The following is a 21,874-nucleotide window of genomic DNA, read 5'->3' on the forward strand; positions in this document are numbered from 1 at the left end:
GTTTCCGCACTGCGGGAGAGCCTGTCAAACATCACAACATCAGAAAGCGCGCTGGTAAGGAATGATGCCCTGACGCAGCATTTCATTAGTGCCTAAGCCATAGTTGGAACTCAGACCACGCAGCTCAATGTTGAATGAGATTTGGTTGTCATACTTACTGTCGTTGTTTTCCCAACCGTTGATCTTGCGTTCGTAACCCAGACGAATGGCATAGCAGCAGGAGCTGTACTGCAGGCCGACCAGCTGTTCAGCCGGGCGACTGTTGCGAGTATCGTAGTAATAACCGCCCACCAGTGACCATGCGTCCGCAATTGGCCAGCTGGCAGTGCCGCCCACTTGTGAAATCCCGTTTTTGTAGATCGGGTTAGTCACCAGGCTTGAGTTGTTCAGCGCCTGCGCCACGTATTCCGGGCTGCTGTAGCGATAGCTCAGCTGCACCATACGATCGGCATCCTGACGATACTCAAGCACGGCATTACCTTGCGCGACGTTATCAAGGCGGGTGTCATACTGCAGACCGCCACGCGCCCCCCAGCGATCGCTGATTTTCCAGTAAGTGTCACCGGCCCAAACCAGGCTGCCAGTGTCATCTTCTTTGTTCGTCTGGTTTACACCGGTACGAGACGGGGTAAACGAGTAGATTTGACCCACAGAAACGTTAAAACGTTCAACCAGATCGTTATCATAAATACGCGTGGTCACGCCAGTCGCCACTTCGTTAGCCGAAGCGATACGATCCAGACCGCTGTAGGTACGATCGCGGAACAGGCCAGTATAGTCAGTTTGCAGCAGCGTAGAGTCGTACGGATAGATATCGCTCTGGTTACGATATGGGACATAAAGGTACTGAACACGCGGTTCCAGCGTTTGCGTGTAGCCTTGTTGCCAATCCATATCACGGTCAAAGACCAGGCGACCGTCCACTTTAAATTGTGGCAGGGTGCGGTTAACTGAATTTCTCAGTTGGTTGTCGCCAGTTCTATTAACCGATGTGTTGTAGTAATCAACATCATCTTGCTGATAATGGGTCGCCAGGAATTTTGCTTCGGTATCCAGGCTTGCCCAACCATTAGACAGGGGGAGATCGAGCGTTGGCTCAACATGCAAACGCGTTGCTTCCGGCATGCGGCTATCAACGTTGGTGAATTTCACTGCCTGGGCAAAAATACGTCCATCAAACGGCCCCATATCGTTCTGATAGAAGTTCAGATCGAGTTGTGGCATCGCACGATAGATGTTTCTGTTGCTGGTACTTCCGAAGACCTGGAAATCTTTCGTTGAAAGCGTTGCATCCCAATTGGTGTCGGCGTACCCCAGACTGAATTTTTGTGTCGCATAGCCATCGGTGGAGCTGTAGTACTTCGAGTCGAGATCGTTGAAGTAATACGGGTCGCTTACCTTGGTATAATCGGCGCTGAAACGCCAATGCTGTTCATATACACCTGCATGACGCCAGTAAAATAACCAGCGGTCATCACTGGAATCATTCGATACCAAAGGACGCGCGCTTTTATCTTTGTTGTATTGCTTATCTGAGGGGAGATAATCCAACTCCATCAAGCCCGCACCAAACACCGTTAAATAGCGGAATTCGTTCTGCAACTGCAGACCACGCTTTTCCATATAGTGCGGCGTGATAGTGGCATCGGCCTGCGGCGCGATGTTCCAGTAATACGGCAGCATGAATTCGAAGCCATTATTACTGCCGTATTTCGCATTCGGGATCAGGAAGCCCGAGCGGCGACGATCGCCAATCGGTAACTGAAGATAAGGGCTGTAGAATACCGGCACATTGCCGAGCTTAAAGCGGGCGTTCCAGATCTCCGCGACTTCTTCTTCGCGGTCCTGAATCACTTCGGAGCCGACCACGCTCCAGCTGTTGGACCCCGGCAAACAGGAGGTAAAGCTGCCGTTTTCCAGAATCGTGTAGCGATTATTACCGCGCAGCTTCATCTGATCGGCATCGCCGCGGCCCTGACGGCCAACCATCTGATAATCACCGTTCCACACGTTAGTGTCTTTGGTGTTCAGATTCGACCAGGCTTTCGGACCTTTGAGGATGACCTGATTGTCGTCATAGTGCACATTACCCAGCGCATCCACGGTACGAACCGGCGTGGTTTGGCCATCTTGCTGACGCTGATGCAACTGCATTTCGTCGGCGCGCAGGCGGCTGTTGCCCTGCTGCACGTCGACATTACCGGTGAACACCGCATCATTCGGATAGTTGCCTTTAGCCGAATCAGAATGGATGGTGACCGGCAGCGAGTTGGCGTCGCCATTGACCAGCGGGCGGTTGTAACTCGGCACGCCCAGCATGCACTGCGACATCAGATCGTCGGCGAGTGATGACTGGCTATAAAGCGCTGCACCAATCATGGTAGCCAGCAAGGTAGGTATACGTTTTTTCATACGCGGTTTCGATAATTCCATGAAAACTGGCATCATGCCGACAATCCGGTCAGAGACTAACTTACTGCCCGGCGTTGCGCCAGTGTTAATCCTTGTCTGTCCGCGTTGCCGTTAGGCGCTGAGATAAATGACAGGTATGATAATGCAATTTTCAGCCGCAAGCATGGCGAATTGAGGAGTTTATGCGCTACTGGGGAAAAGTAATTGGTCTGGCGCTCGGGATATTTTCCGGGGCAGGCTTTTGGGGCATTGTACTGGGTCTGATCATTGGTCACATGTTTGACAAAGTGCGCAGCGTAAAAGGACAGGGCTACTTCGCCAATAACCAGGCGCGCCAAACGCTGTTTTTCAGTACCACCTTCCAGGTGATGGGCCATTTGACCAAGTCAAAAGGGCGCGTCACCGAAGCGGATATCCAGATTGCTTCCTTATTTATGGATCGTATGCAGCTGCATGGCGATGCACGCACTGCTGCGCAACGTGCGTTCCGTGAAGGCAAGCAGAGCGACTATCCGCTGCGTAGTAAATTGCGCGAACTGCGCAGCGCCTGCTTTGGCCGATTTGATCTGATTCGGATGTTTCTGGAAATCCAAATCCAGGCCGCCTTTGCCGATGGTTCACTGCATCCCAACGAACGTCAGGTGTTGTATGTGATCGCCGAAGAGCTCGGCATTTCACGCGCGCAGTTCGATCAATTCCTGCGCATGATGGAAGGCGGTCAGCAATTTGGCGGCGGCGGTTCTTCACGTGGCGGTGCCTATCAGCAGGCGCAACGCGGTCCAACGCTGGAAGATGCCTGCAGCGTGTTGGGCGTGAAAAGCAGCGATGATGGTACCACCATCAAGCGCGCATACCGCAAGTTGATGAGCGAGCATCACCCTGACAAGCTGGTAGCGAAAGGTTTACCGCCGGAGATGATGGAGATGGCGAAGCAAAAAGCGCAGGAGATTCAGGCGGCTTACGATTTGATTCGTAAGGAGAAGGGGTTTAAGTAATTTTATTGTTGTCCCCCATCCCGGCCTTCCCCCGCAAGCGGGGGAAGGAGATGCTGCCACATGTAGTTCCAACACTGATATATTGCAGCATCTTCCTCCCCCATTTATGGGGGAGGACCGAGGAGGGGGACGGCAAGCTACATCACTAAAATTCCGCCGGCTGCCTGAACGTCATGCTGTTGCCAAACGCCGGATGTGTGATCGTCAGCGACTCCGCATGCAGCTGCAAACGCGGCGCCATTGCCAGCGCCTCTTCATGCGCATAAAAGCGGTCGCCAAGAATCGGATGCCCCAGCGCCAGCAGATGCACGCGCAGCTGGTGTGAACGTCCGGTAATGGGCTTGAGCTTGACGCGCGCACTGTTCGTCGCTTCATACTCCAGCACCTGATACTCGGTTTGCGCCGCTTTGCCGTTCTCAAAACACACCATCTGCTTAGGCCGATTCGGCCAGTCGCAAATCAGCGGCAGATCGATTAAACCCTCTTCTGCCGCTGGATGGCCCCACACGCGGGCCACATAGTATTTAGAGGGCTCGCGTTCACGGAACTGGCGCTTGAGCTCACGCTCAGCCGCTTTATTCAGGGCCACGACGATCACGCCGCTGGTGGCCATATCAAGACGATGCACCGATTCCGCCTGCGGGAAATCACGCTGGATACGCGTCATCACGCTATCCTTGTGCTCCTCCAGACGGCCCGGCACCGACAGCAACCCGCTCGGTTTATTCACCACCATAATGTGCTCGTCCTGATACAGAATATGCAGCCAGGGTTCGAGCGGCGGGTTGTAAGCTTCCATCAGCATGAGGTCGCGGTCCTGAACATCATTGGTGCGTGACAACGATCAGGCGCAGCGCATCAAGACGCCAGCCGGCATCGCCCAGGCTCTCCAATACCTGTTCGCGATTGCTTTCCAGCGCTTCAACCTCATCATCACGGATGTTGGGGTTAACCGCGCGCAGCGCTTCGAGACGTGACAGCTCAGCGCCGAGCTTCTCCTCGGCTTCCACTTTCGCTGCCGCGATAATCGCCTGCGCTTCCGGCACGATCGCTTTCTCCGCCTGGGTCAGAATCTCGTGCACATCTTGCTGCACCGCATTCACCAGCTTGCTGCCGGTATGGCGATTCACCGCATTCAGCTGACGGTTAAAGCTTTCGAACTCCACTTTGCTCGCCAGATTATTGCCGGCACGATCCATCAGCAAACGCACCGGCGTTGGCGGCAGGAAGCGGGTAAGCTGCAGGCTTTTCGGCGCTTGTGCTTCAACCACATAGATCATCTCGACCAGCAGCGTACCGACCGGCAGCGCCTTGTTCTTCAGCAGCGACAGCGCACAGCTGCCGGTATCGCCCGAAAGAATCAGGTCAAGACCGTTGAGGATTAGCGGATGTTCCCAGGTAATAAACTGGGTATCTTCGCGTGACAGCGCCTGGTTGCGGTTAAAGGTCACGGTGCAACCCTCTTCCGGCAGGCCAGGGAAATCAGGCACCAGCATGTGATCGGATGGCGTCAGCACGATCAGGCTATCGCTGCGGTCTTCCTGATTGATACCGACGATATCAAACAGGTTCAGCGCAAAGTTAACCAGATCGGTATCGTTGTCCTGCTCGCCGATGGCATTCGCCAGCTCCTGAGCCGCATCTCCGCCGTTGGAGTTCAGTTCCAGCAGGCGATCGCGGCCCTGTTCCAGCTGTGATTTCAGCGCATCGTGCTGCTTGCGGCTTTCGCTGACGAACTCATCAAGTCCCTGCGGATTTTCCGGCGCGGCAAGATATTCAATCAGCTGATTGTACTCTTTGTCATAAATGGCGCGGCCGGTTGGGCAGGTGTGTTCAAACGCGTCCAGCCCTTCGTGATACCATCGCAGCAGCACCGCCTGCGCGGTTTTTTCCAGCCACGGCACCAGAATCTGGATGTCATGCATTTGTCCGATACGATCGAGACGACCAATACGCTGCTCCAGCAGATCCGGGTTAAACGGCAGGTCGAACATCACCAAACGGCTGGCGAACTGGAAGTTACGGCCTTCAGAACCGATTTCGGAACACAGTAACACCTGCGCGCCATCCTCTTCGGAGGCGAAGAAGGCCGCTGCGCGGTCGCGTTCGATAATCGACAAACCTTCGTGGAACACGGCGGCGCGGATGCCTTCGCGCTCACGTAAGACCTGTTCCAGCTGCAGCGCGGTCGCCGCTTTGGCGCAGATCACCAGCACCTTCTCTTTGCGGTTGCTGGTGAGGTAACCCATCAGCCACTCAACGCGCGGATCGAAGTTCCACCACGTGCCGCTATCGCCTTCAAATTCCTGGTAAATCTGCTCGGGATACAGCATGTCACGCGCGCGCTCTTCTGCGCTTTTGCGTGTGCCCATGATGCCGGAGACTTTAATCGCGGTTTGATACTGCGCGGGCAGCGGCAGACGAATCTGGTGCAGCTCACGTTTCGGGAAGCCTTTCACGCCGTTACGGGTATTACGGAACAGCACGCGGCTGGTGCCGTGGCGATCCATCAGCATTGAGACCAGCTCTTTACGCGCGTCTTCTTTGCCATCGCGATCGCTGTTCGCCACCTGCAGCAGCGGCTCGATATCCTGTTCACCGATCAGATCGTTGATCAGATTCATCTCGTCTTTGCTAATGGCGTGATCGGCCAGCAGCGAGCTCACCGCATCGGCCACCGGACGATAATGTTGCTGCTCTTCGACAAACTGGCCGAAATCGTGGAAACGGTTCGGGTCAAGCAGGCGCAGACGCGCAAAGTGGCTCTCTAAGCCCAGCTGCTCTGGCGTTGCAGTCAGCAGCAGTACGCCAGCGGTTTTCTCTGCCAGCTGCTCGATAACCTGATATTCACGGCTCGGTGCGTCTTCGCTCCATGCCAGATGGTGCGCTTCATCGACCACCAGCAGATCCCACTCGGCATCGGCCAGCAGTTCAAGACGCTGCTTGTTACGGCGTACAAAATCGAGCGAACAGATAATCAGCTGCTCGGTTTCAAAGGCGTTGTCGCTGTCGTGCTGCGCTTCGGTGTAGCGATCGTCATCAAACAGCGCAAAGCGCAGGTTGAAGCGGCGCAGCATTTCCACCAGCCACTGATGTTGCAGCGTTTCTGGCACCACAATCAGCACGCGCTCGGCACGACCGGCCAACAGCTGTTGCTGGATGATCATTCCGGCTTCAATGGTTTTACCCAAGCCCACTTCATCCGCCAGTAATACGCGCGGCGCGTGACGACGGCCAACATCGTGGGCGATATGCAGCTGATGCGGAATCAGGTTGGTGCGCATACCGCGCAGGCCGCTGATCGGCAGGCGGTATTGCTCGCTGTGATATTTACGTGCGCGGAAACGCAGCGCAAAGCGGTCCATGCGGTCGAGCTGACCGGCGAACAGGCGATCCTGCGGCTTGCTGAACACCAGCTTGCTGTCCAGCATCACTTCGCGCATGACGACGCCGGTTTCTTCGGTGTCGAGACGCGTGCCGATGTAAGTCATTAAATCGTTTTCGTTGCGGACTTCATCGACGCACATCTGCCAGCCTTCGTAGCTGGTGATGGTGTCACCCGGATTGAAAATCACACGAGTAACCGGAGAATCATTTCGGGCATACAGGCGGTTTTCGCCGGTTGCCGGAAAAAGCATGGTGATCATGCGCGTATCGATCGCGACCACCGTGCCCAATCCCAGTTCACTTTCCGTATCACTAATCCAGCGCTGACCCAGTGTAAAAACCATATATTTTTTGCTCGACTCTCTGACATGCCATAAAGAAGTTCACCTGTACTCAGGCAATACCCAACCGCCAAACGGGTGTTTGGTCAGATTGTGAGTGCGGTGAGAATCAGGAAGGGCGCTATGGTACTGGATGGCAAGGCATTCGTCACCTGTCAAAAAAGCCCCAGCTGCCCAGTAATGAGTGTAGCAAAGTCGTCACCGACGAAGGGTAAAATGCCGTCAGCCACCGGCTGCAGCTGTTTGGTGACGTAATGATCGTAGTCGAGGGGCGTATTACGCGCCTCGAGCGGTTCCGGTCCGGCCGTGGCCATCACATAGCGGATCGAGCCACCGTTTTGATACTGCAGCGGGCGCTGCAGCTTGCGGTTTTGCTCATCGGCGAGACGCGCAGCGCGCACATGTGGCGGCACATTGCGCTCGTAATCTTTCAGCGCACGGCGCAGGCGTTTTTTATACACCAGCTGATCGTCGAGTTCACCGGCCAGCAGCTGCGCCACCGTTTCGCGAATGTAATCCTGCCACGGCTCGCCACGGAAAATGCGGCCATAAAGGTTTTGCTGGAACTGCTGCGCCAGCGGCGTCCAGTCGGTGCGCACCGATTCGAGGCCTTTAAATACCAGCCGCTCGCCGCTATCGCTGCGAATCATGCCGGCATAACGCTTTTTACTGCCCTGTTCGGCGCCGCGAATGGTCGGCATCAGAAAACGGCTGAAGTGGGTTTCATACTCCAGCTCCAGCGCGCTATCCAGCCCATAAGTCGATTGCAGGTGCTGCTGCCACCAGCCATTAACCTGTTCAGCCAGGTGACGACCAATCGCCGTCGCCTCCGCTTCACTGCGCGCGCCTTTCAGCCAGACGAAGGTCGAATCGGTATCGCCGTAAATCACATCAAAGCCTTCCGCTTCAATCAGCTCGCGCGTTTGCTGCATGATAGCGTGGCCGCGCAGGGTAATGGATGACGCGAGGCGCGGATCGAAGAAGCGACAGGCGCTGGTGCCGAGCACGCCATAAAAAGCATTCATGATGATTTTCAGCGCCTGCGACAGCGGTTTGTTGTTGTCGCGCTTGGCGGATTCACGCCCTTGCCAAATCTGTTCCACTATTGCCGGTAAGCAGTGGGTTTGGCGGGAAAAACGTGCGTTGCGAAAACCTGGCACCGAATCGGTATCATCCGGATGCGCCAGGCCTTCCACCAGCCCAACGGGATCGATGAGGAAGGTGCGAATAATTGAGGGATAGAGGCTTTTGTAATCCAGCACCAGCACCGAATCGTACAGGCCGGGCCGCGAATCCATCACGTAGCCGCCGGGGCTGGCTTCCGGCGCTACTTCACCGAGATTAGGCGCCACGAAACCGGCGCGATGCATACGCGGGATATAGAGATGACCAAAAGCCGCCACCGAACCGCCGTGGCGATCCACCGCTAAACCGTTTACCGTGGCACGTTCCAGCAGGAACGGCATGATGGCGGTGTGCTGGAAGATACGCGTCACCAGCTCGCAATCTTTGAGGTTATATTTCGCCAGCGCCGGCTTATCGTTGGCAAAGCGCCAGTTGATCTCCTCCATGCGATCCCACGGATTGTCGATGGCTTTGCCTTCGCCCAGCAGCTGGCGCGATACCGCTTCCAGGCTGAAAGAGGGGAAATCCCAGAAGGCAGATTTGAGCGCGTCGATGCCATCAATAATCAAGCGGCCCGTCGCCTGTGCGAAGAATACGCCGGGTTTGAAGCCGTGCTCGCGCCACTCCAGCGCCTGCTTGTGACGTCCTAAACGCAGCGGAATGCCGTAGCGATCGGCGTGTTTCTGCAATACGCGCAAGTCGAACTGCACCACGTTCCAGCCGATAATCACATCCGGTTCATGCCGCTCAAACCACGCGTTGAGCTGCTCAAGCAGCTGCGGGCGGCTATCAACATAAATCAGCTCAAAATCGAGCGTGCTGGCATCGCCATTGGGCGGGCCAAGCATGTAAACCTGGCGCTGACCGCAGCCTTCCAGCCCGATACAGTAGAGTTCGCCATGCTGAGTGGTTTCGATATCCAGCGATACCCATTTCAGCTGCGGACGGTAATCAGGATGCGGCTTCAGGCGCGCGTTGACCACGCTGTCGCCGCGCGTTTCACCGCTAAACCACACCGGCGCGGTGATAAAGCGCTCCATCAAATAGCGTTCGGGTGGACGAATATCCGCTTCATACACCGGAATACCGTTTTCACGCAGGCGCTTTTCCAGATTTTGCAGCTGGCGATTGCTGCGACAATAGAGGCCAAACACCGGGCGGCGGCGGAAATCCTTCAGCGCCAGCGTTTGCAGGCGTGTGTGTCGCTCATCGCGGATCAGCGCTTCGGTTTGCGTGCGAAACTCCTCTGGAACAAACGCCACGGATTCCTGAGCAGGCAGCACCAGCCGCTGCGGGCCGCTGTCGGTTGCCAGCCATAGCACCACTTCGCTGCCGGTCGGCGTATCTCGCCAATGTCGGGTAAGCAGAAAACCTGCGCGTGGATCGGTCACGTGAACTCCAGAGAATGAATTGCATGAAGTATAACATGGATGTTTATACAGTGTCCCAGCGGGCGAAATTGTCACCACTTTGTCAACATCGTCCTACAATTCTTGCCTTGACGGTGGCGCAATGGCTCTGGACAATCCAGCCTCTATATTCCGCAGAGGATATTTATGGAAGCCTGGATTCAACACCTGTTTTCGCAATCGCTGGAGTACGCGCTGATCGCCGTTGCGCTGGTGACTTTCCTTGAGTCGCTGGCCTTCGTGGGATTGCTGTTGCCGGGCACGGTATTAATGGCCAGCCTTGGGGCGCTGGTCGGCAGTGGACAAATTGGGCTTTACCCGGCGTGGGCGGCAGGTTTTGCTGGCTGCCTGATCGGGGATTGGGTTTCGTATGGCATCGGCTGGAAGTTTCAGGGGCCGCTGCATCGTTGGAAATACATACAAAAATACAAAGGCTTGCTCGATAAAACTGAACATGCGCTGCATCAGCACAGCATGCTTACCATTTTGGTAGGGCGTTTTGTTGGGCCGACGCGTCCGCTGATTCCGCTGGCGGCCGGCATGCTGGAACTGCCGGTGCGCAAGTTCCTGCCGCCTAACCTGATTGGCTGCATTCTCTGGCCACCCGCTTATTTGATGCCGGGCATTCTGGCGGGCGTGGCGATTGACGTGCCGCAGGCCGCGCAGGGCGGCAGCTTTAAGTGGTTGCTGTTGCTGGTGGCGTTGCTGCTGTGGATCGGTGGCTGGTTGCTGTGGCGCTGGTGGCGCAGCGGCAAAACCGTCGATTGGGCAACGAAATATCTGCCGACTGCGCGCCTGCGCTGGCTGGCTCCTCTAATGGCGGCAATGGGTCTGGGCGCGTTTATCGCTATCCAGTTCCATCCAATGATGCCGATCTTCCGCCACCTGCTGTGGAAAGTCTTCTTCGCTTAACGCGACGTCACGCCAAGGATGGCGGCCGCCTCACTTTCACCACGCACCAAACTTTCAGTGCTGCCATCCCAATAGATGCGCCCATCGACGATCACCAAACTGCGCGGCGCAATTTGCTGAGCATCTTCCAGACTGTGGGACACCATCAACAAGGTGATGTTGCGGCTTTCGCATACCGAACGAACCAGCTGCAGCATCTCGTTGCGCAGCGCCGGATCCAGCGCTGAGAAGGGTTCGTCCAGCAGCAAAATTGGCTGATTGCGCAGCAGGCAACGCGCCAGTGCCACGCGCTGACGCTGGCCGCCGGAAAGCTCGCCAGGCAAACGCGTGAGCATTGCCTGCAGGCCAGTTTGCTCGGCGATGTCTACGACTTGCTGCTGCTGTTCGCGCGTCAGTTTCAGGCCCGGATGTAAACCCAACGCCATGTTTTGCTGCACCGTGAGATGCGGAAAAAGGTTGTTCTCCTGGAACAGCATGGAAACTGGCCGCGCCGACGGCACGCTGTGAGTATGATCGATGCCGTTCATCACCAGCGCGCCTTGATTGATTGGCAAAAAGCCGCCAATCAGACTCAGCAAGGTACTTTTCCCCGCGCCGCTCGGACCGAGGATCGCCAAACGTTCACCTGCCTGCGCCGCAAAACTGAAGCGCATCGGCAGATGCTGATAAAGGTAAGTGAGGTTATTCAGTGTCAGCATGGCGACCCGGTAATTTTTCCATCAGAGTAAAGAGTAACAAGCAGAGGAGCAGCAATAGCAATGCGGTGACGGCGCCGTCCGCACCGCGATAGGCGCCAATCTGCTGGAACAGATAGAAGGGCAGCGTGCGGAAATCGGCGCTACCAAACAGTGCGACGACGCCGAAATCGCCAATCGACAGCACGCAGGCAAACGCCAGCGCCTGAGCAATGGGACGTTTCAACGCGCGCAGCTCAATCAGCCGCAAACGGTTGAAACCGGAGATGCCGAGTGAAGCGCAGAGCTGGCTGTAACGGGCGCTGATATCGCGCATCGGATTCTCCAGCACTTTCATGGCGTAAGGGATGGCGATCAGGGCGTTAGTGAAGATCACCAAACCATCGGCGCGCTGCGGCAGACCTACGGTGGCGTTGAACAGCAGGAAGAAACCGCTCGCCAGCACAATACCCGGCATCGCCAGAATCAGCATGCCGCTCATCTCCATCGCCTGCGCCGCTATCACGTTCTGGCGCTGTCGCAGTTCGCGGCTGCTCCACAGCAGCATCATGGTCAGCACCACGCAAAGCAGGCCAGCACCGATAGCGATGCGCAGCGAGGTAAAGGTGGCTTGCCACAGCGCCGCTTGTTGCAGTGCACCGGCGACGCCGCCGCGCAAACCATCGACGATTACCGCCGCCAGCGGCGGTAACAGCAGCAGCAGCGCCAGGCCAATCAATACAGTATCGCTGATGCGCGCCTGCCATGAATCCTGCGGATCGCGCCAGCCGCGAATGCTCTGGCTGCCGGTGGGAATGGCTTTACTAAAGCGCTGGCTCAGCAACACCAGCAGCAAGCAACAACCCAGCTGTAACAGCGCCAGCAGCGCCGCGCGGCCCGGATCGTAGTCGAAATTCAGCGCCTGATAGATCGCCAGTTCCAGCGTAGTGGCCTGCGGTCCGCCGCCCAGTGCCAGCACCGTGGCGAAGCTGGCGAAGCAGAGCATAAAGATCAGCGCCGCCGTTGGCAGAATCTGACGGCGCAGCCACGGCCATTCCAGCCAGCGAAACAGATTCCAGCCGCGCAGGCCGAGCTGGGCGGCGACTTGCCGCTGCTCGCCGGGAATACTCTCCAGCGCCTGTAACAGCAGGCGCGTCGCCAGCGGCAGGTTAAAGAAGACGTGCGCCAGCAGAATGCCCTGCAGGCCATACGGCGAAAAGTGGTAGTCAAAGCCAATGGCCGCGCACAGTTGCGCCAGCCAGCCGCTGCGACCGTACACGCTGAGCAAGCCAAATACCGCCACCAGCACCGGCAGCACCAGCGTCATGGCGCACAGGCGCAGCAACAGGTTGCGACCGGGAAAACGGCGGCGATAGAGCGCGCGCGCCAGCAAGATTGCGGGCAGCACTGAGAGCAACGCCGACAGTAGCGCCTGCTCGAACGAGAACAGCAGCACATGATGCAGATAACTGTCGTTGAGCAGCGCGCGCCAGTCGGTGGCCGGCGCAACCATCACTAATGCGCCAAACGCCAGCAGCGCCACCGCGCACAGCAACAGCGCGACAGCGCTACCGGGAATTAACCAACCGGACATTAACGGCTAACGGCGCTTTGCCATGCGCTGATCCACGCGGCGCGATGGTCGGCCACTTCGGCTGGCGTGTATTGCAACGCCTTGGCGGGCACCTGCAAAGCTTGATAACCAGCTGGCAGATCGCTTTTGATCACCGGATACATCCAGTTGCCAGTGGGAATGTTCTGCTGGAAAGCCGGAGAAACCATAAACTGCATGAACTGCTGCGCCAGCTTGGGCTGTTTGCTGCTGGCGAGCTGCGCGGCCACTTCCACCTGCAAATAGTGGCCTTCGCTAAATTCGGCCGCAGCGTAGTTCTCTTTCTTCTCTTCGATAATGTGATAAGCCGGAGAAGTGGTGTAGCTTAACACCAGATCGCCTTCGCCCTTCAGGAACAGGCCGTAAGCTTCACTCCAGCCTTTGGTGACGGTAACGGTTTTTTGTGCCAGCTTCTGCCACGCGTCAGGCGCGTTGTCGCCATAAACTTTTTGCATCCACAGCAGCAGGCCAAGACCCGGCGTGCTGGTGCGCGGATCTTCATAAATCACACGCCATTTTTCCGGGCTTTCAACCATCTCTTTCAGGCTTTTCGGCGGATTCTTCAGTTTGTTTTTATCGTAGACGAAGGCGAAGTAGCCATAATCGAATGGAATGAAGGTGTCGCTGTGCCAGCCATCTGGCAACGTTAATACTTTGGTATCAACGCTGCTTTTGGCAAATAGCCCGGTTTTCTCCGCTGCCTGCACCAGATTGTTATCCAGCCCCAGCACCACATCGGCTTTGCTATTTTTGCCTTCCATGCGTACGCGATTAAGCAGCGATACGCCATCTTCCAGCGCTACGTACTTCAGTTCGCAGCCGCACTGCGCTTCAAAGGCTTTTTTTACCGCCGGACCGGGGCCCCAATCGGCAGAAAACGAATCGTAGGTGTAAACGGTGAGAACCGGTTTGGCAGCGAAAGCCGGTGCCGCAACCAGCATCAACACAGGCAGAACTTTGTTTAACACTTTGCGCTCCTTGAGGAGAAGATAAGGTCGAGTCGCAAAGGATCTGAGGAGTGAGGCATCTCAAATCCCTACGCCGGTATTAGCCGGATCAGGTTCGACGGGTTTCTCTCAGCCCTAATTTCAAGGCACCCCGTTGAGAACGGCTCATTCTAGACATTTATATGACAGCGCGAAAGGATCACAGCTCCGGCGGCGCAAACCAGGCCGATTTGAAGTCAAACCAGCCAAGCGTATTGAGGCGCACGCCACGCATACTGCGCTGTCCTTCCAGCAGCAGCCAGTGATGGAACAGCGGATGCAGATAGTCGCTGTCGATCAGCTGCTTACTCCATTCCGCCAACGGTAAATCCTTTTGCCGCCAGCGTGCGGCATCGGCTTGCCAGTCAATGGGGATGCAGTGATGCATCAACGGCAGCTCAAACAGTTGGGCGAACAGCGCGTACTCGAGCGGCAGGGTAAAGTTAACGCTGCCGAGCCAGATGTCACTTTCACCTTCGCCCTCGAACCACTCTTCGTAGCTCACAACGCGGGTGATCAGCTCAACACCTTGCTGCGCCAGCAGCGGTCGCAGCGCGTTGGCGATACCTTCATGCTCAACGTGATGGCTGTACCAGCTCAGCGTCAGCTGGGTTAAACCTGCTGGCTTGTCGGCGGACGTGAGATCGCGGCGATGGTGCCAGCGCGGCAGCAAGCCATAAGCGGGGAACCAGTAACGCTGATAGCCGACGCCAGCATGATTCAATAAGGCGATCGGATTAAACAGATAACTCACCCAGCGGCGAAAATGCGCATCGCGGCCCAGCTCGGAGCGCTGATCGTAAAGCAGAAAGTAGCAGCCTTCCTCCAGACGGCTCTCTTCCGATTTTTCGTCGGCGGTTTCGCCCTGCAGTTTGACTCCAGCATACACCAGTTCATCGCTGATCTCCGGCAACACCCAAATCGACACATCGTCAATCAGCGCGCGATAGCCAAAGTAATCATCGAAGGCGGCGATCTTCAGCTGCGTTTGCTGATTGCGCACCACGCTGTACGGGCCGGTGCCAATCGGCTGGCGGGCAAACTGACGCAGCGTTGGCCATTCGCGCGGCAGGATCATCGCGCTGACGCTGGCTAGCAGCCACGGTAACCAATCGTCCGGCTGGCTCAGATGGATATCCAGCGTCCAGGGCGCGGGCGAATCCAGTTTACTGATGTGAGAAAACAGCGGCTGGCTGCGCACGCGTTCCAGCGAAGCAATCACATCCGCCATTTCCAGTTCACGGCCATGATGAAAACGTATCGCCGGGCGCAGGAAGAAGCGCCACTGCAGCGGCGAGGTTTGCTGCCAGTGATGGGCGATATCCGGTTCGATTTCCCCCTTTTCCTCATTTATGCGCATCAGGCCGTTGAAAATTTGTCGCGCCAGATGGGTTTCTGAGCGGCGCAGCGGCGAACCGGGCAGCAGATTGGGCAGCGGACGGTAATAGAGCACACGCAGGATATGTTTACCCTGGCGGAAGCTGCGGCCTAAATGTGCCGAGATCATCTGGCGCACCTGATTTTTATCACCCACCAGTTGCACCAGCTGTTCGATGCGATCCTGCTCCAGCAGATCCTCAGCACGCTGCTGCTGGAGCGCCAGGCCGGTATAGCAGAAACTCAGCATCGAGCGCTTGCCGCGTCCCGCTTCTGCCTGCCAAATCAGCCAGCCTTCGCTCTGCATGGCATTGAGCAGGTTGCGCATATGCCGACGCGAGCAGTGCAGCAGATCGGCCAGCTCGTTGAGCGTGGTTTCCTGATCCTGTCCCTGACAGCTTTGCCATAAGCGGATAAATTGCTGCTGCAAACGTGAAGAGGACATAAAAGGGGAACTCCTTGTCAGAATCGCTCAGTTTTTCCTGCCTCATATTAGAGGCATACTGCCCGGCAATGGAAGAGCGGGAGGCATTCAGCAATGAATGGCGCTCTGCCAGCGGTTCCACCGACGTGGAACCTCTTTCTGAGTAGGGTGCATTTTCACCGCCAGCAGCGCTTTATCTGCTGGCTTTTTTCGTTTTGCTGTAGAATCTTCTACCCTCATTTCTCTACCTATTTTTTTATTCGCAAAGGGATTTCTGCATGAAATCGCTGTTAACGCGTCAACGTCGCATCAATCCGGTCTATCTCTCGTTTATGGCGGTGTCGTTTATGACTGGCGTGGCCGGTGCGCTGCAGGCGCCGACACTCAGCCTGTTTCTGACGCGTGAAGTGCAGGTGAGTCCGTTCTGGGTCGGCCTGTTCTTTACCATCAATGCGATCGCCGGGATTGTGATTAGCCTGCTGATGGCGAAACGCTCCGATAACCAGGGCGATCGCCGCAACCTGATTCTGTTTTGCTGCCTGATGGCGACGCTGAATGCGCTGCTGTTTGCCTTCAATCGCCACTATTTAACGCTGGTGACGCTGGGCGTGTTTTTGTCGGCGCTGGCCAGCGTGTCGATTCCGCAGGTGTTTGCGCTCGCGCGCGAATATGCCGATCAGTCGGCGCGTGAAGTGGTGATGTTCAGCTCGGTGATGCGCGCGCAGCTGTCGCTGGCGTGGGTGATTGGGCCGCCGCTGTCGTTTGCGCTGGCACTCAACTACGGCTTTGTGACGCTGTTTTGCGTGGCGGCGGGGATTTTCCTGCTGAGCATGCTGCTGATCTGGCGTACCTTGCCGTCGGTGCCGCGCGTGGTGGCATCGCCTGAAGCGGTGCTGACGCAGCTGAGCCCGTGGAAAGACAGCCAGGTGCGGTTGCTGTTTATCGCCTCCGTCACCATGTGGGCGTGCAACACCATGTATATCATTGATATGCCGCTGTATATCAGCGCCACGCTTGGCCTGCCGGAGAAGCTGGCGGGACTGCTAATGGGCACCGCCGCCGGGCTGGAGATTCCAATCATGCTACTGGCCGGGCATTACGCGCGGCGCACCGGCAAACGCAAACTGATGCTGCTGGCGCTGGTGGCGGCGATTGTGTTTTATCTCGGATTGGTGATGTTCCAGTCGCGTACTGCGTTGATGGTGTTGCAACTGTTTAACGCTGCCTTTATCGGCATCATCGCCGGGATTGGCATGCTGTGGTTCCAGGATTTAATGCCGGGCCGCGCGGGTGCGGCGACGACGCTGTTCACCACCTCGATTTCCACCGGCATGATTATCGCCGGCATCATTCAGGGCACCATGAGCGAGCGCTTTGGTCATGAGTCGGTTTACTGGCTGGCGTTGGGGCTGGCGGTGCTGGCCTTGGGATTGGCGTCGCGCGTGCGGGATGTATAAAGGAGAAGGGCGACATCACGTCGCCCTTGTTGCCTTAGCGTAAGAACGCGGGCTGATTGGTTTCGTAGCTGGAGATTGACGCTTCGTGTTGCAGCGTCAGGCCAATGCTGTCGAGACCGTTAATCATGCAGTGACGGCGGAAGCTGTCGATTTCGAAGCTATACGTCTTATCGCCTGCCGTAACAGTTTGCGCTTCCAGATCCACGGTGAAGCTCACGCCCGGCTGCGCGGCAACCAGTTTGAACATCTCATCCACTTCTTCATCGCTCAACTTCACCGGCAGCAGCTGGTTGTTAAAGCTGTTGCCATAGAAGATATCGGCGAAGCTTGGCGCGATCACCACGTGGAAACCGAAATCGGTCAGCGCCCACGGTGCATGCTCGCGCGATGAGCCACAGCCAAAGTTCTCACGCGCCAGCAAAATGCTGGTGCCTTTGAACTCGGGTTTGTTCAGCACAAAGCTGGCGGTTGGCACGGTGCCCGCATCATCTTCAAAACGCCAGTCGTGGAACAGGTGCGCGCCAAAACCGGTGCGCGTCACTTTCTGCAGGAACTGCTTAGGAATGATGGCATCAGTGTCGACGTTGGCCGCATCCAATGGCGCCACAATTCCGCTGTGTTGAGTAAATTTGTTCGCCATGGTTTACGCTCCCTGAGTCAATTCACGAATATCGGCAAAACGACCGGTCACGGCAGCCGCAGCGGCCATCGCCGGGCTCACCAGGTGCGTACGTCCACCGCGGCCCTGACGGCCTTCAAAGTTACGGTTGCTGGTTGATGCGCAACGTTCGCCTGGATTCAGGCGGTCATTGTTCATTGCCAGACACATCGAGCAACCCGGCAAACGCCATTCAAAACCGGCTTCGAGGAAGATTTTGTCCAGGCCTTCGGCTTCGGCTTGTGCTTTCACCGGACCGGAACCTGGCACCACCATCGCTACCACGCCCGGCGCCACTTTGCGGCCTTTGGCAATCGCGGCAGCGGCGCGCAGATCTTCAATACGTGAGTTGGTGCAGGAACCGATAAACACTTTATCGATCGCCACGTCAGTCAGTTTGATGCCTGGCTGCAGATCCATATACGCCAGCGCTTTCTCTGCAGAAGCGCGCTCGACCGGATCGGCAAAGGATTGTGGATTCGGGATCGCTTGATCGACCGCCATTACCTGGCCTGGATTGGTGCCCCAGGTCACTTGCGGAGCGATATCTTCGGCATGCAGCGTGACGATGCTGTCGAATTTGGCATCGCTGTCGGACTTCAGCGTGCGCCAGTAAGCCACCGCTTGCTCCCACTGCTCGCCCTTCGGCGCGAATTGCTTGTCTTTGAGGTAAGCGAAAGTGGTGTCATCCGGCGCGACCAGGCCCGCTTTGGCACCCATTTCAATCGCCATGTTACACAGCGTCATGCGGCCTTCCATGCTCAGCGCTTCAATTGCTGGGCCACAGAATTCGACAACGTGACCGGTACCGCCAGCGCTGCCGGTTTTACCGATGATCGCCAACACGATGTCTTTGGCAGTGATGCCCGGCGCAGCTTCGCCCAGCACTTCAATCTTCATGGTTTTCGCGCGGCCCTGTTTCAGGGTTTGCGTGGCAAACACGTGCTCAACTTCGGAAGTACCGATACCGAAAGCCAGTGAACCAAACGCGCCATGGGTAGCAGTGTGGGAATCGCCACACACAATGGTCATGCCCGGCAATGTCATGCCTTGCTCTGGCCCAATCACGTGCACGATGCCCTGGAACGGGTGATTCAGGTCATACAGCTGAATGCCGAACTCAGCACAGTTCTTGATCAGCTCTTGCATCTGAATGCGCGCCATCTCGCCAGACGCGTTGATATCTTTGGTCTGCGTCGAAACGTTGTGATCCATGGTGGCGAAGGTTTTCGACGGCTGGCGCACCTTGCGGCCGTGCGCGCGCAGGCCATCAAAGGCCTGCGGTGACGTCACTTCATGGATCAGATGGCGATCGATATAGAGTAACGGCGTTTCGTTAGGCGTTTCATGGACGACATGTGCATCAAATAACTTCTGGTATAAGCTTTTCATTTTATTATTTTTCCTCGGCGATGAAACCGGCAATGATGCTGCCCATCTCATCTGTGCTCACGGCCTTGCCGTCACCGGCCAAATCACGGGTACGATAACCCGCTTCCAACGCGCGGCTGACAGCGCGTTCAATGCTTGCGGCTGCTTCATCCGCATTCAGGCTGTAACGCAGCAGCAGTGACAGCGACAGAATCTGCGCAATCGGGTTGGCAATGTTCTGACCGGCGATATCCGGTGCGGAACCGCCCGCTGGCTCAAACAGGCCAAAACCTTCTTCGTTCAGGCTGGCAGAAGGCAGCAAGCCCATCGAACCGGTAATCATCGCGCATTCGTCTGACAGGATGTCGCCAAACAGGTTAGAACACAGCAGCACGTCAAACTGTGATGGATCTTTAATCAGCTGCATGGTGGCGTTATCGATGTACATGTGGCTCAACTGCACATCCGGATAATCTTTTGCCACTTCGTTGACAATCTCGCGCCACATCACGGAAGTCTGTAACACGTTGGCTTTATCGATTGAGGTGACGATGTTGCGGCGTTTACGCGCTGATTCAAAGGCGATACGCGCGATGCGCTCGATTTCGAAACGGTGATAAACCTCAGTATCGAACGCGCGCTCATGTGGGCCGCTGCCTTCGCGGCCTTTCGGCTGACCGAAGTAGATGCCGCCGGTCAATTCACGCACGCACAGGATGTCGAAACCGCGCTCGGCGATATCGCTGCGCAGCGGGCAGAACGCTTCCAGACCTTTATACAGTGCCGCAGGGCGCAAGTTGCTGAACAGCTTGAAGTGCTTACGCAGCGGCAACAGCGCGCCGCGCTCAGGTTGCTGTGCAGGTGGCAGATGTTCCCACTTCGGGCCACCTACCGAACCAAACAGAATCGCATCCGCTTGCTCTGCGCCGGCAACGGTAGCCGGTGGCAGCGGTTCACCATGACGATCGATGGCGATACCGCCAACATCATATTCGCTGGTGGTGATACGCATGTCGAAACGCGTACGAATTGCATCGAGAACTTTCATGGCCTGCGCCATCACTTCCGGACCAATTCCGTCGCCTGGCAATACCGCGATATGAGAAGACTTAGACATAGTTACACCGTTTCCTTCTGATCTTTAAATTTACGCTGCAGTTCTTTTTCCACCTGCTTAGCACGCCAAATGTTGTTCAACGCGTTCACCATCGCTTTCGCCGATGATTCGACGATATCGGTCGCCAGGCCAACGCCGTGGAATTTACGACCGTTGTAGTTGACCACGATATCGACCTGACCCAGCGCGTTCTCGCCGTGGCCTTTTGCCGTCAACTTGTAGTTGATCAGTTCGGCTTCAAAGCCGGTGATGCGGTTGATCGCCTGATAAACCGCATCAACCGGACCGTTACCGGTTGCGGCGTCCGCTTTGGTCTCTTCACCGCAGCCTAACTGCACGGAAGCCGTTGCTGTCACGCTGGAGCCGGTCTGCACGTTGAATTCGTTCAGCTGGAAATATTCTGGCTCTTCGTTCTGCTTGTTGATGAAGGCCAACGCTTCCAGGTCGTAGTCGAAGACTTGACCTTTCTTGTCGGCCAGCTTCAGGAAGGCGTCGTACAAGGTGTCGAGGTTGTAATCAGACTCTTTGTAGCCCATCTCTTCCATGCGGTGTTTCACCGCTGCGCGGCCAGAACGGGAAGTCAGGTTCAGCTGGATTTTGTGCAGGCCGATAGATTCTGGCGTCAGGATTTCGTAGTTTTCGCGGTTCTTCAGCACGCCATCCTGGTGAATACCGGAAGAGTGGGCGAAGGCGTTAGAACCGACCACCGCTTTGTTGGCTGGAATCGGCATGTTGCAGATTTGGCTCACGGTTTGGCTGGTGCGGTAGATTTCCTGATGATTAATGTTGGTGTGGACGTTCATGATCTGCTGGCGGGTTTTGATCGCCATGATCACTTCTTCCAACGCACAGTTACCGGCGCGCTCGCCTAAACCGTTCAACGTACCTTCAACCTGACGCGCACCGGCCAATACTGCGGCGATGGCGTTGCCGGTCGCCATACCCAAATCGTCATGGGTATGAACGGACAAGATGGCTTTATCGATGTTAGGAACGCGAGACACCAATTGGCCAATGATGTTGGCGTATTCGCCTGGCAAGGTGTAGCCGACGGTGTCCGGGATGTTGATGGTGGTTGCACCGGCATTAATCGCGGCTTCAACCATGCGGCACAAATCGTCGATTGGTGTACGACCGCCATCTTCACAGGAGAATTCAACGTCGTCGGTGTAGTTGCGGGCGCGTTTAATCATACGCACCGCGCGTTCAATCACTTCCGGCAGCGTGCTACGCAATTTGGTCGCGATGTGCATCGGCGAGGTTGCGATGAAGGTGTGAATACGGAACGCATCAGCCACACGCAGTGATTCGTATGCGGCGTCAATGTCCTTCTCAACGCAGCGTGCCAGTCCGCAAACGCGGCTGTTTTTGATGGTACGAGCGATGGTCTGAACGGATTCAAAATCGCCTGGAGAGGAAACGGGGAAGCCCACTTCCATCACATCCACGCCCATACGTTCCAACGCCAGAGCGATTTGCAGTTTTTCTTTAACACTCAGGCTGGCCTGTAAAGCCTGTTCGCCATCACGCAGAGTGGTATCGAAAATAATAACTTGCTGGCTCATCGTAATCTTCCTTATGCATTAACGTTGCCGGTGCTACGAGCATAAAAAAACC

Annotated in this window: 15 protein-coding genes and 1 riboswitch; of the genes, 3 read left to right on the top strand and 12 right to left on the bottom strand. The window is 56.4% G+C overall.

What is annotated here, in order from left to right; genetic code table 11:
* Positions 1-39: 39 nt before the first annotated feature.
* Positions 40-2,412, bottom strand: a complete 2,373-nt coding sequence (gene lptD, locus PanJK_RS16245) for an LPS assembly protein LptD (RefSeq protein ID WP_256695580.1) — start codon at positions 2,410-2,412, stop codon at positions 40-42.
* Between the two features lie 182 nt (positions 2,413-2,594).
* Between lptD and djlA the strand changes: the two genes are divergently transcribed.
* A complete protein-coding gene (djlA, locus tag PanJK_RS16250) occupies positions 2,595-3,407 on the top strand; it encodes a co-chaperone DjlA (RefSeq protein ID WP_061718138.1) in 813 nt (270 codons plus the stop codon).
* 145 nt (positions 3,408-3,552) lie between these two features.
* On the opposite strand, the gene rluA is transcribed toward djlA, so the two are convergent.
* The 3 genes from rluA to polB all read right to left on the bottom strand — a co-directional run bounded on the left by rluA (position 3,553) and on the right by polB (position 9,651).
* A complete protein-coding gene (gene rluA, locus PanJK_RS16255; protein ID WP_154154246.1) occupies positions 3,553-4,212 on the bottom strand; it encodes a bifunctional tRNA pseudouridine(32) synthase/23S rRNA pseudouridine(746) synthase RluA in 660 nt (219 codons plus the stop codon).
* A 19-nt stretch (positions 4,213-4,231) separates the two neighbouring features.
* The gene (rapA, locus tag PanJK_RS16260; protein WP_265301157.1) at positions 4,232-7,138 is read right to left on the bottom strand and encodes an RNA polymerase-associated protein RapA; all 2,907 of its coding nucleotides are present in this window, start codon (positions 7,136-7,138) and stop codon (positions 4,232-4,234) included.
* 152 nt (positions 7,139-7,290) lie between these two features.
* Positions 7,291-9,651, bottom strand: a complete 2,361-nt coding sequence (gene polB, locus PanJK_RS16265; protein ID WP_265301159.1) for a DNA polymerase II — start codon at positions 9,649-9,651, stop codon at positions 7,291-7,293.
* 165 nt (positions 9,652-9,816) lie between these two features.
* Here polB and PanJK_RS16270 point away from each other — a divergent pair, with 165 nt between their 5' ends.
* On the top strand, positions 9,817-10,581 hold the full coding sequence (locus tag PanJK_RS16270) for a DedA family protein (RefSeq protein ID WP_265301161.1): 765 nt from the start codon (positions 9,817-9,819) through the stop codon (positions 10,579-10,581).
* Here PanJK_RS16270 and thiQ read toward each other — a convergent pair.
* The 4 genes from thiQ to sgrR form a co-directional block, all read right to left on the bottom strand.
* On the bottom strand, positions 10,578-11,279 hold the full coding sequence (gene thiQ / locus PanJK_RS16275) for a thiamine ABC transporter ATP-binding protein ThiQ (RefSeq protein ID WP_265301163.1): 702 nt from the start codon (positions 11,277-11,279) through the stop codon (positions 10,578-10,580). The genes PanJK_RS16270 and thiQ overlap by 4 nt on opposite strands.
* The gene (thiP, locus tag PanJK_RS16280; RefSeq protein ID WP_265301165.1) at positions 11,263-12,849 is read right to left on the bottom strand and encodes a thiamine/thiamine pyrophosphate ABC transporter permease ThiP; all 1,587 of its coding nucleotides are present in this window, start codon (positions 12,847-12,849) and stop codon (positions 11,263-11,265) included. Before thiP ends, thiQ begins: the two co-directional genes overlap by 17 nt.
* A complete protein-coding gene (gene thiB, locus PanJK_RS16285; protein ID WP_265301167.1) occupies positions 12,849-13,835 on the bottom strand; it encodes a thiamine ABC transporter substrate binding subunit in 987 nt (328 codons plus the stop codon). Before thiB ends, thiP begins: the two co-directional genes overlap by 1 nt.
* A 47-nt stretch (positions 13,836-13,882) precedes the next feature.
* Positions 13,883-13,978, bottom strand: a riboswitch (TPP riboswitch).
* 35 nt (positions 13,979-14,013) lie between these two features.
* Positions 14,014-15,675: an HTH-type transcriptional regulator SgrR gene (sgrR, locus tag PanJK_RS16290; RefSeq protein ID WP_265301170.1), complete on the bottom strand. Its 1,662-nt coding sequence runs from the start codon at positions 15,673-15,675 to the stop codon at positions 14,014-14,016.
* A 257-nt stretch (positions 15,676-15,932) separates the two neighbouring features.
* Here sgrR and PanJK_RS16295 point away from each other — a divergent pair, with 257 nt between their 5' ends.
* A complete protein-coding gene (locus PanJK_RS16295; RefSeq protein ID WP_256695591.1) occupies positions 15,933-17,111 on the top strand; it encodes an MFS transporter in 1,179 nt (392 codons plus the stop codon).
* A 34-nt stretch (positions 17,112-17,145) separates the two neighbouring features.
* On the opposite strand, the gene leuD is transcribed toward PanJK_RS16295, so the two are convergent.
* Genes leuD through leuA form a run of 4 tightly spaced genes read right to left on the bottom strand, consistent with a single transcriptional unit; the run spans position 17,146 to position 21,822 of the window.
* Positions 17,146-17,751 carry a 3-isopropylmalate dehydratase small subunit gene (gene leuD, locus PanJK_RS16300; RefSeq protein ID WP_008108627.1) on the bottom strand — a complete coding sequence of 202 codons (606 nt, stop codon included), beginning with the start codon at positions 17,749-17,751 and terminating at the stop codon, positions 17,146-17,148.
* A 3-nt stretch (positions 17,752-17,754) separates the two neighbouring features.
* Positions 17,755-19,161, bottom strand: a complete 1,407-nt coding sequence (gene leuC / locus PanJK_RS16305; protein ID WP_008108626.1) for a 3-isopropylmalate dehydratase large subunit — start codon at positions 19,159-19,161, stop codon at positions 17,755-17,757.
* A 4-nt stretch (positions 19,162-19,165) separates the two neighbouring features.
* Entirely contained in the window at positions 19,166-20,257 is a 1,092-nt protein-coding gene (gene leuB / locus PanJK_RS16310; protein ID WP_008108624.1) for a 3-isopropylmalate dehydrogenase, read from the bottom strand.
* Positions 20,258-20,259: 2 nt separating this feature from the next.
* Positions 20,260-21,822, bottom strand: coding sequence for a 2-isopropylmalate synthase (gene leuA, locus PanJK_RS16315; protein WP_265301176.1), 1,563 nt, complete (start codon positions 21,820-21,822; stop codon positions 20,260-20,262).
* Positions 21,823-21,874: the final 52 nt, after the last annotated feature.

It is taken from the genome of Pantoea sp. JK (genome assembly GCF_026130245.1).
GTDB lineage: Bacteria > Pseudomonadota > Gammaproteobacteria > Enterobacterales > Enterobacteriaceae > Pantoea > Pantoea trifolii.

What these genes read in the sequence shown, in the direction of transcription:
- rluA (WP_154154246.1), bottom strand. Translation starts at nt 4,212, where the DNA reads ATGCTGATGGAAGCTTACAACCCGCCGCTCGAACCCTGGCTGCATATT.
- rapA (WP_265301157.1), bottom strand. Translation starts at nt 7,138, where the DNA reads ATGGTTTTTACACTGGGTCAGCGCTGGATTAGTGATACGGAAAGTGAA.
- leuA (WP_265301176.1), bottom strand. Translation starts at nt 21,822, where the DNA reads ATGAGCCAGCAAGTTATTATTTTCGATACCACTCTGCGTGATGGCGAA.
- sgrR (WP_265301170.1), bottom strand. Translation starts at nt 15,675, where the DNA reads ATGTCCTCTTCACGTTTGCAGCAGCAATTTATCCGCTTATGGCAAAGC.
- PanJK_RS16295 (WP_256695591.1), top strand. Translation starts at nt 15,933, where the DNA reads ATGAAATCGCTGTTAACGCGTCAACGTCGCATCAATCCGGTCTATCTC.
- djlA (WP_061718138.1), top strand. Translation starts at nt 2,595, where the DNA reads ATGCGCTACTGGGGAAAAGTAATTGGTCTGGCGCTCGGGATATTTTCC.
- leuD (WP_008108627.1), bottom strand. Translation starts at nt 17,751, where the DNA reads ATGGCGAACAAATTTACTCAACACAGCGGAATTGTGGCGCCATTGGAT.
- PanJK_RS16270 (WP_265301161.1), top strand. Translation starts at nt 9,817, where the DNA reads ATGGAAGCCTGGATTCAACACCTGTTTTCGCAATCGCTGGAGTACGCG.
- leuC (WP_008108626.1), bottom strand. Translation starts at nt 19,161, where the DNA reads ATGAAAAGCTTATACCAGAAGTTATTTGATGCACATGTCGTCCATGAA.
- lptD (WP_256695580.1), bottom strand. Translation starts at nt 2,412, where the DNA reads ATGAAAAAACGTATACCTACCTTGCTGGCTACCATGATTGGTGCAGCG.
- thiP (WP_265301165.1), bottom strand. Translation starts at nt 12,849, where the DNA reads ATGTCCGGTTGGTTAATTCCCGGTAGCGCTGTCGCGCTGTTGCTGTGC.
- thiQ (WP_265301163.1), bottom strand. Translation starts at nt 11,279, where the DNA reads ATGCTGACACTGAATAACCTCACTTACCTTTATCAGCATCTGCCGATG.
- leuB (WP_008108624.1), bottom strand. Translation starts at nt 20,257, where the DNA reads ATGTCTAAGTCTTCTCATATCGCGGTATTGCCAGGCGACGGAATTGGT.